The organism is Arenimonas sp. GDDSR-1, from assembly GCF_025980345.1.
Lineage (GTDB): Bacteria > Pseudomonadota > Gammaproteobacteria > Xanthomonadales > Xanthomonadaceae > Arenimonas.
This window is the reverse complement of record NZ_JAPDUI010000068.1, coordinates 1-9,263: the sequence shown is the minus strand read 5'-3', so window position 1 is coordinate 9,263 and position 9,263 is coordinate 1. Positions and strand designations below refer to the sequence as shown.

The 9,263-nt window shown below is 64.4% G+C and carries 10 protein-coding genes; 6 read left to right on the top strand and 4 right to left on the bottom strand.

The window, feature by feature from the left end; translation table 11 throughout:
- Positions 1-70: 70 nt before the first annotated feature.
- Positions 71-874 carry an ABC transporter transmembrane domain-containing protein gene (locus Q0W88_RS09440; RefSeq protein ID WP_297802771.1) on the bottom strand — a complete coding sequence of 268 codons (804 nt, stop codon included), beginning with the start codon at positions 872-874 and terminating at the stop codon, positions 71-73.
- Positions 875-909: 35 nt separating this feature from the next.
- Between Q0W88_RS09440 and Q0W88_RS09435 the strand changes: the two genes are divergently transcribed.
- On the top strand, positions 910-1,455 hold the full coding sequence (locus tag Q0W88_RS09435) for a pseudouridine synthase (RefSeq protein WP_297802768.1): 546 nt from the start codon (positions 910-912) through the stop codon (positions 1,453-1,455).
- A 50-nt stretch (positions 1,456-1,505) separates the two neighbouring features.
- Here the strand turns inward: Q0W88_RS09435 and Q0W88_RS09430 are convergent, their stop codons facing one another.
- Positions 1,506-3,071, bottom strand: a complete 1,566-nt coding sequence (locus Q0W88_RS09430) for a serine hydrolase (protein WP_297802765.1) — start codon at positions 3,069-3,071, stop codon at positions 1,506-1,508.
- A 37-nt stretch (positions 3,072-3,108) separates the two neighbouring features.
- Complete coding sequence (gene hrpB, locus Q0W88_RS09425) at positions 3,109-5,592, bottom strand: ATP-dependent helicase HrpB (protein WP_297802762.1); 2,484 nt, start codon at positions 5,590-5,592, stop codon at positions 3,109-3,111.
- A gap of 60 nt (positions 5,593-5,652) precedes the next feature.
- Here hrpB and Q0W88_RS09420 point away from each other — a divergent pair, with 60 nt between their 5' ends.
- The 5 genes from Q0W88_RS09420 to Q0W88_RS09400 are packed head-to-tail and all read left to right on the top strand — an operon-like array spanning position 5,653 to position 8,752.
- The gene (locus Q0W88_RS09420) at positions 5,653-6,450 is read left to right on the top strand and encodes a TatD family hydrolase (protein ID WP_297802759.1); all 798 of its coding nucleotides are present in this window, start codon (positions 5,653-5,655) and stop codon (positions 6,448-6,450) included.
- Positions 6,447-6,872 carry an alternative ribosome rescue aminoacyl-tRNA hydrolase ArfB gene (arfB, locus tag Q0W88_RS09415; RefSeq protein WP_297802757.1) on the top strand — a complete coding sequence of 142 codons (426 nt, stop codon included), beginning with the start codon at positions 6,447-6,449 and terminating at the stop codon, positions 6,870-6,872. The genes Q0W88_RS09420 and arfB overlap by 4 nt, the downstream gene beginning before the upstream one ends.
- Positions 6,872-7,459, top strand: coding sequence for a 1-acyl-sn-glycerol-3-phosphate acyltransferase (locus tag Q0W88_RS09410; protein WP_297802756.1), 588 nt, complete (start codon positions 6,872-6,874; stop codon positions 7,457-7,459). The genes arfB and Q0W88_RS09410 overlap by 1 nt, the downstream gene beginning before the upstream one ends.
- Positions 7,425-8,354, top strand: coding sequence for a hypothetical protein (locus tag Q0W88_RS09405; RefSeq protein WP_297802753.1), 930 nt, complete (start codon positions 7,425-7,427; stop codon positions 8,352-8,354). Before Q0W88_RS09410 ends, Q0W88_RS09405 begins: the two co-directional genes overlap by 35 nt.
- Positions 8,355-8,377: 23 nt before the next feature.
- On the top strand, positions 8,378-8,752 hold the full coding sequence (locus Q0W88_RS09400) for a DUF1801 domain-containing protein (RefSeq protein ID WP_297802749.1): 375 nt from the start codon (positions 8,378-8,380) through the stop codon (positions 8,750-8,752).
- 108 nt (positions 8,753-8,860) lie between these two features.
- Here Q0W88_RS09400 and Q0W88_RS09395 read toward each other — a convergent pair whose 3' ends face one another.
- Positions 8,861-9,100, bottom strand: coding sequence for a DUF3297 family protein (locus Q0W88_RS09395; RefSeq protein ID WP_297802746.1), 240 nt, complete (start codon positions 9,098-9,100; stop codon positions 8,861-8,863).
- Positions 9,101-9,263: the final 163 nt, after the last annotated feature.

The following is a 9,263-nucleotide window of genomic DNA, read 5'->3' as shown; positions in this document are numbered from 1 at the left end:
ACCAACGCCGAATAACTGCCGACCCCGAGCTCGCCCTTGAGAACCAGTGCTCCGCCGTACAGCAGGGTCATCACGAAGCCGGCCAGAATCGCCATGCGGATGACCGGGGTGATTGCCGCCGAATAACGGATTGCTTCGCGATTATGTTCGCGAAAGCCGTCGCTGGCCGCGCGCAGGTGTTCGGCCTCGAAGTTTTCGGCGGTATAGGCATGGTGCTCATGCCCTGCAGGTTGTTGGCCAGCCGGTTGGACACGCCGGCGGCGGCTTCACGCGCCGCGGCATAACGCGGATACAGACGCTTCTGGAACCAGAAGGTGCCGAACAGGATGAGTGGAATCGGCAGCAGGGCCAGCACCGCGGTGCTGGCAGTGAGCGAGAAGAACACCGCGCCGACCAGTAGCGAAGATACGCCGACCTGGATCAGGTCGTTGGCGCCGGTGTTGAGGAAGCGCTCGATCTGGTTGACGTCTTCATTCAGGGCCGCCATCAAACGGCCGGAGCGTTCTTCCTGGATGAAATCCGGCGGCAGGCGCTGGATATGCGAATACGCCTCCAGGCGAAGATCATGCTGCAGATTTTGCGCCAGATTGCGCCAGACCAGACGATGCAGATATTCGAACAGCGATTCGCAGACCCACACCAGTACGGTGAGGCCGACCAGCAGCCAGAGCTGCTGCATCGGATCGGCGATGCCGAGACGGGCCAGAAACGATTCGCGCTGGTTGACCACGACATCGACCGCGACGCCGATCAGGATTTCCGGCAGCACGTCGAACGCCTTGTTCAGCACCGAATACAGCACGCCACGGCGTATCGCCCTGCGGTAGGGTTCGGCGAAACGGCGCAGGCGTTTCAGGGGATGGACGGAAATCATCGGCGGACCTGCTCTTTTTGCGGTTACACTGGGTTATGTTAATCGCTTTCAACAAGCCCTATGGCGTGCTGACGCAATTCACCGACCAGAGCATGCCGCCGCGGCCGACGCTGGCCGCGTTCGGGTTGCCGAAGGACGTGTATGCCGCCGGCCGGCTCGATATCGATTCCGAAGGCCTGCTGCTGCTGTCCGATGACGGTGCCCGCATTGCACAGATCTCGTCGCCGAAATTCAAATGGCCGAAAACCTATCTGGTCCAGGTTGAAGGCGTGGCCGATGAATCCCATCTGGCGCAGTTGCGTGCCGGGGTGGTGCTGAATGACGGCCCGACCCAGCCGGCCACCGCGCGCCTGCTCGAAAAAGCCCCTGATTGGCTATGGCCGCGCGATCCACCGGTGCGCTTCCGCAAGAGCGTACCGGAATCCTGGCTGGAGCTGACCATCAAGGAAGGCCGCAACCGGCAGGTTCGGCGCATGTGCGCCGCGGTCGGATTGCCCTGTCTTCGCCTGGTGCGCATCTCGGTCGGCCCGCACCGGCTTGATGGCTTGGCGCCGGGGCAATGGCGCAGCGAAGCCGGATGAACCAAAACCCGCCGATCGGCGGGTTTTTTTAGATCGGACGCTCGCAGCAATCAGGGCGGTGTTTCACGCACGAACTCGAAGGCCTCGCTGCTGTCGTCGAACAGACGAAGGGCGGCCACGCGTCCATCGGCCCCGGTCCGGAACACCACATCGCTGCTGCCGTAGCGGCCATCGCCGAAGGCAACCCGGAAGCGCTCGTAATGCCAGTGCCGGAGCGTTCCGGCGTTTTCCGGCAAGGGCCCGAACGCGATGTGCAGCGCATCGCCTTTGCGGCTGATCACCACATCGCCGTAGACCTTGTGCAGGTAACGGCCGGTGTAATCGGCAAGCGCATGCGCAGGCTTGGTTCCGGCAATACGGGTTTTTTCCTGCTCGGCTTCCATGGCCTTGGCTTCGGTTTTCATGCCGCCGTACAGGGCCAGAAATTCCGTGCTCCAGTCGCGCGGTTCGGCGTCGGTGTACACATCGAACAGTTTCCACAGCAGGGCATGGCGGAATTCGGCATGGTCGAGATTGCCGAATACGGCGATGCCCAGATGTTCATCCGGCATCAGGCCGATGATGGCGGTGCGTCCGTCCATCGACCCGGTGTGCATGGCCACGAAGCGGCCACGGTAATCCTGCTGGAACCAGCCGTAGCCGTAACTCATCCAGTGCGGCCGGGTCAGCTTGGCGGTCGGATAGAACTCGTTGGCGGGCACCATCACCTGCGGTTTCAGCAATGCGCGGAAATTGGCCGAAGACACCAGGCGCTTACCGCCGGCACAGCCGTCGTTGAGCAGGAAGCCGAGCCATTTCGCGGCATCGGCGGCGGTGGTCCATGCCGCGCCGGCGGCCGGAACGGCATCCACCGGCGATTCGGCAATCGCGCGGATGCGTCCGTCGATCTCGAAATACGCGCGCGAAACATTGCCGTCGCGCATCGCCAGCATCGCGGCCAGGGTCGGGCGCGAGCGGTCCATGTCCAACGGTGTCAGAATGCGTTTCTGGATGACCTGCTCCCAGCCCTCGCCGGCGGCGGCTTCGATCACTTCACCGGCCACCTGGTACATCACGTTCTGGTAGGCGAAACCGTCGCGCAGGGAATACGACAGCGGCACATCGCGCAGGCGGGCGATGATCTGTTTCGAATCCAGATCGCCGCGCGCCCACAGCAGGTCGGTGTTGCCCAGGCCGCTGTTGTGGGTCAGCAGATCACGCACTTTCAGATCACGGGTGACGAACGGATCGGACAGCGCGAAGCCGGGCAGATGTTTGCTGACCGGATCGTCCCAGGCCAGCTTGCCGTCATCGACCAGCATCGCCACCGCCAAAGCGGTCATCGCCTTGGTGGTCGACATCATGCCGAACAGGGTCTGTGCATCGACCTTCTGCGGCGCGCCCAGAGCCCGCACGCCGAAACCCTTCACATACACCGGGCGGCCGTTCTGCACCACCGCGACCGACAGTCCGGGCAGCTGCCAATCCTTCAGGCCTTTTTCGATATAGGCGTCCAAGGCGGCGGTATCGATTTCGGAGGGCGCGGCGGCGACCGGTGCCGGACAGGCATCGTCTGCGGCCGTTACAGTTACCGGCAGAAGCAGTGCGAGGCTGATAAAAGCTAAAGGTGCGCGCATCGTTTTTCCCTGCAGGACCGAATGAGCATTCAGCCTATCAGGTTCCCCGCGGCTTGGCGCGATGGGTGGCTGGTGCATTCCACGGATCTTCCGGCCAGGGGTGACGCGGATAACGGCCTTTCATTTCCTTGCGCACTTCCGCATAGGTGCTGTTCCAGAAATTCTTCAGATCCTGGGTGATCTGCAGCGGCTTGCCGCCCGGGGAAAGCAGGTGCAGCATCACCGTTACCTGGCCGTCGGCGATGCGCGGTGATTCGGCCAGACCGAACAGTTCCTGCAGTTTGACCGCCAAGACCGGCGGCCCGTCTTCGGCGTAGGCAATCGCGCGCTCGATGCCGGACGGCACCTTCAGCGATGTCGGTGCCAGCCGGTCGATCTGCTGGCGCGTGTTCCAGTCGAAAAGCCCGTACAGCGCATCGCCCAGTGCCGCCGCATCCAGGCTGTCCAGGCGCGATTTGCCGCGCAGCGCCGGCTGCAGCCAATCTTCCAGGGTGGCCAGAAGCGCCGGCTCCGATAAATCCGGCAAGGGCATTTCAGGCAACCATTCACGCAGGCGGCAGACCCGCAGACGGAACTGCAGCGCCTTTTCGGTCCAGGGCAGGATGTGCAGACCTTTCTGGCGCACCAAGGCGCACAGCGCGGCGGCGGCCTGCTCGGAATCGACCTTGCCGCCGGATTGACTGGACAGCACAATCTGGTCGAAACGCCGTTCGCGGCGGGCAACCAGGGCATTGCTGCGCTCATCCCAGCGCACGCTGTCGCTGGTGACGAAGCGTTCCGGAAAATCCTGTTCGAGACGGTGCCAATCAAGCGGCGCGGCCCGTAGAATCAGCGCTTCCTTGGCGTCGAACTTCAGCTCGCTGGCACATAGCCACGGCTCACCATACAGGCTGCTGTCCGGATGCAGGCGTGCCATGCGCCCGCCCGAGAGCTGATAGCGCAGCGGTTCGCTGTCATGTTGCCGTCCGATGCGGTCGGGAAACGCATGCAGCAGCACATCGCCGAGTGCATGCGCCGGCACCGATGCCGGAGGCAAAGCATCGCAGCGTAGGCGGCGCCGCCATTGCGATGCGGCGGCATCGATCAGTTTCAGGCCGCTGCTGCTGGCGCCCTGCGGCGGGCGGCGCGCCCGCAGGTCGGCCAAGGCTTGCCAGCGCGACTGCCAATCCTCGCGGCGGGCGCCGATCAGCGGATCACGCGCGTCAATCAGCGCGGCCAGATCGCAGGCCAGCGCTTTTTCGGAGTCGTCATGCACGGCCAGCAACATGGCGGCCAGACGCGGGTGCGTGCCCAGACCGAGCATGCGCCGGCCCAGCGCGGTGATGCGCCGGTCACCATCGAGTGCGCCCAGCGCGGCCAGCAAATCACGCCCCGCCTGAAGGGCGCCGGTCGGCGGAGGGTCGATGAAAGGCAGTTCGGTGCCGCCCCAAGCCGCCAGTTCGAGCGCCAGAGGGCTCAGCTCGCTATGCTGGATTTCGGCACGGCGCATCGGTTCCAGCCGCTGCGAGGCCGGCCACAGCCGGTAACTCCAGCCGCTGCTGACGCGTCCAGCGCGGCCGCTGCGTTGATCGGCCGAGGCCTGCGAAATGCTCACGGTCTGCAAACGGCTGAAGCCCGAGTTCGGATCATAACGCGGCTCGCGCGCCAGCCCGGAATCGATCACCACGCGCACACCCGGCAGGGTCACGCTGGACTCGGCGACATTGCTGGCCACCACCACGCGCCGGATGCCGTTGCCGGCCGGCAGCAGCACCCGGCCCTGCTGTTCAATCGGCAGATCGCCGTGCAGGGCGAGCACTTCCAGCTGCGCCGAAGTCAAGGGTGCCAGCGTATCCTGCAGCGTTTGGATTTCGCGGCGGCCGGGGAGAAACACCAGCACATCGCCCGGATGCTGCTGGAGGGCCTGTTCCACGGCGCGTCGGCATTGCGCGATCAACGCTTCGTCCTTGCGCGCCGGAAAGTGCGCGGTTTCCACCGGAAAGCTACGGCCTTCGCTGCTCAGACGCGGCGCATCGAGCTGTTTCGCCAGACGCTCGCCGTCGAGCGTGGCTGACATCACCACCAGCCGCAGATCCGGACGCAGCTGCTGCTGGATATCGCGTGCCATGGCCAGGCCCAGATCGCCGGCAAGATGGCGTTCGTGGAATTCGTCGAAGATAATCGCCGCCACGTCCTCCAGCAGCGGATCGTCCTGGATGCGACGGGTCAGCAGGCCTTCGGTCAGCACTTCAATTTCCGTGGCTGCGGAAACCTTGGATTCGAACCGGATGCGGTAACCGATGCGTTGCCCCACGGCCTCGCCGACCTGTTGGGCCATGAAGCCGGCGGCCGCACGGGCCGCAACGCGACGGGGTTCCAGCATCAGGATTTTCCGGCCTTCGCGCCAGGGTGCGTCCAGAAGGGCCAGCGGCACCTGTGTGGTCTTGCCGGCGCCAGGCGGCGCTTCCAGCACCAGACGCGGGTGGTTTGCCAGCGCATCGAGAATGTCCGGCAGCAGGGTCTGGATGGGGAAATCGGGCATGCGGCTATTGTATGCGCTCGCCGGACCGCTTGCCGCGGTCGGCAACGGTACAATAGCGGCATGGAATTGATCGACATCGGCGCCAACCTCGGCCATGAAAGCTTCGACCACGATCTGGACGCGGTGCTGGCCCGTGCGCGCTCGGCCGGCATTTCGCAGATGGTGGTGACCGGTGCCTCCCGCGAGGGCTCGCCGAAAGCCTTGGCCTTGGCTCAGGCGCACCCGGGGTTTCTGTATGCCACCGCCGGCGTGCATCCGCATCACGCGCTGGAAGTGACCGCCGAGGGCCTGGCTGAACTGCGCGCCCTGCACACCCATGCCGAGGTGTTGGCGGTCGGCGAGTGCGGTCTGGACTATTTCCGCGATCTGGCGCCGCGTCCGGCGCAGCGCCGTGCGTTCGAAGTGCAGCTTGAGCTGGCTGCCGAGCTCGGCAAGCCGCTGTTCCTGCACCAGCGCGATGCGCATGCCGATTTCATGGGCGTGATGAAGGCGTTCGAAGGCCGCATCGGCCCGGCCGTGGTGCATTGTTTCACCGGTACGCGCGAAGAGCTGTTCGATTGCCTCGATGCCGATTTTTATATCGGCATCACCGGTTGGCTGTGCGACGAGCGCCGCGGCGGCCATCTGCGCGACATCGTCAAGAACATTCCGGCCAACCGCCTGATGATCGAAACCGATGCGCCGTATCTGCTGCCGCGCACGGTCCGGCCGATGCCTTCGCATCGCCGCAACGAGCCGATGTACCTGCAACACATCGTGGAAGAACTGGCGCGCGACCGCGGGGAAACCCCGGAGCAGACCGCCGCCGTCAGCACCGCCACCGCCCGCGCCTTCTTCGGCTTGCCGGTGCCGGCATGATTGCGGTCAGCGAGAGCATCGTCATTCCCGAGCAGGACATCACCGAGCGCGCCATCCGCTCCAGCGGGCCGGGCGGCCAGAACGTCAACAAGGTCTCGACCGCCATCGAGCTGCGTTTTTTCATCTGGGCCTGCGCCGCGCTGCCGGACGCGGTCAAGCAGCGCCTGGCGAAAAAGCGCGACCAGCGCATCACCGAATCCGGCGAAATCATCATCCAGGCGCAGCGCTTCCGCAGTCAGGAACAGAACCGTGAAGACGCCCGCCAGCGCCTGGCGGCGCTGGTGCGTTCGGTGCTTGAGCCGCCGAAGCCGCGCGTGGCCACCAAACCGACCCGCGCCTCGCAGCGCCGGCGCTTGGAAAACAAACGGGCGCATGGCACACTCAAACAGCAGCGTCAGGCCCCCGGCGCCAGCGAGGATTGATGTCGAACGTACTGCCATTGCCGCCCAATGCGCCGCCCGCCAACACGCCGCCCTGGCTCCGTCGCTTGGCCGAACGCCTGTTGTCGATCAGCGGCTGGAAGATGGTCGGGGAGTGGCCGGACCTGAAAAAAATGGTGGTGGTCGGCGCACCGCATTCCTCGGCCTGGGATGCCATCCACGGCCTGATCGCGAAAGTGGCGATGGATCTGCATATCGTGTTCATGGGCAAGCAGGAAGTGTTTTTCTGGCCGCTTGGCGGTCTGCTGAAATGGTTGGGCGGCATTCCGGTCAACCGCGCCAATCCCGGCGGCATCGCCGATCAGGTCGCCGAGCAGATGATCGAAGCCGAACGCATGTGGTTCGTGCTCGCGCCCGAAGGCACCCGCCGCGCGGTGACGCAGTGGAAAACCGGATTCTGGAAAATCGCGAAAAAAGCCGATGTGCCGGTGGTCTGCGTGTATTTCGATTATCCGAGCAAAACCATCGGCGTCGGCCGGGTGTTCCATCTCAGCGATGACATGGCCGCCGACATCGCCGCCATCAAGGCCTGGTATGCGCCGTACCACGGCAAGCACCGCGGTGTCTGAGCGCTATCTGCTGTGCCGCCCGGAAGGCGGCTTCAACGACATGCTGTGCCAGATCGAACTGTGCTGGCGCTATGCCGAAACCGAGAACCGGACCCTGATCGTCGATTCCGCCGCGACGATGTTCGGGGATGATTTCTCAGCGTACTTCCGCACGGCCGATGGCCGGCATGCCGAACTGCAGCTGAGCAAGGAGCGCCTGCAGCAGTTGAATGCGGCCAGCGTTTTCCCCGTCGCGCTGCAGGGCCGGCTCGCCGACTACGAAAAAATCTGGAGCGATCAGGCCTGGGGATTCGTCGATGCCTCAAGCCACGAACCGCTGCGCTTCGATGCCGGGCGCTCCTATCCCCAAACCTGTCTGTTGCATCACCAGCATGGCGGCGGCACCGTTTCGCTGGATGCCCTGCGCCGTCTGCGCTTGCAACCGGTGCTGGCGCAGTACATCCGCGGGCGCATCGCCGGACTCGGGTCCGATTACGATGCGATCCATGTGCGCCATACCGATTACGTCAGCGATGTCGGTCTTTTTTTCGGCACGCTTCTCGGCAGGCTGGCCGGCCGCAGGGTGCTGGTGTGCAGTGACAACGCCGAAGTGATTGCCCTGGCGCGGAAAACCTTCAAGCGCGCTGAAATCGTCACGGTGAGCGAAGTGCCGGATCTGGGCGGCCGGCCGATCCATGTGCATGGTCGCGCGGCGGGCATTCCGGCCGGGCAGCTGAACCGCGACATGCTGACCGACCTGTTCGCATTGGCCGCATCATCGCACCTGTACGTCAGCCGTGTGGCCGACGGACCCGGCGGACGCCTGCCGTATCAGCAGCTCTCCGGGTTTTCCTATCTTGCCGCCGCCTTGAACAAACGCCGGCGTTTGCTCAAAGCATTGCTTATGGCATCCTGATTCCCGTTGCAAAGGAGCCCGTCATGCCTGCCGCCCGCCCGAAAACCGTCGATGCATATCATGCCGCCGCCCCGGCCGAAGCCCAAGCGCACCTGAAGCGGTTGCGTGCCCTGCTTCGCCAGGCGGCGCCCGCCGCCACCGAGGTGCTGAAGTGGGGCAATCCGTTTTTCGTGGAGCCGCGTTTCGTATTCGCCTACTCGGCGCATAAAGCGCATCTGAGTTTCGCGCCCGGCGCCGCGGCAATGGCGGCCTTCCACAGCGAACTGGCGGCGCACACCACCACCGCTCACTTCCTGAAAATCGCCTACCGCGAGCCCCTGCCGGAAGACCTGTTGCGGCGCATGGCCGAATTCTGCGTGGCTACAGTGGCCAAGCGCAGTGACGACAAGTTTTGGTAAGGTCCCAAGCATTCCAGAATTCAGCCCGCGGTCCTTGCTGAAGACCACGAAGCCGGTGCAACAGAGTGCGGATTTTCAGGTGCGGAGTTGCCGTTGAAGCTAACCGCTTCAGGTCAGATACCAGACTTCCACCGGACCGATGTGCTTGAAGGTCATGGCGTTGCCGCGGCGGTCGAGCGACTTGCCGACCGGCAGCCGGATCCAGCCTTCCGACACGCAGTATTCGGCGACATTGGTGTATTCCACGCCTTTGAAGCGTATGCCGATGCCGCGGTCGAGGGCGGCCTCGTTGAAATACGGGCTGCGGTTATCGAGGGCGAGACGGTCGGGCGGGGTATCGGTGCTCATGGCGGGGATTCTGGTTGAATGGATGCTGTTTTTTACGCCGGCGCCGGCTGCTTGGGGAAAAGCAGTTGTGCAGGCGCATGCTACACTCCGGCGCATGTCCCGATTCGTCTTTTGTTTGCCCCTGGCCTTGCTGGCCGCCTGCAGCAGTACGCCGCCACCCAAG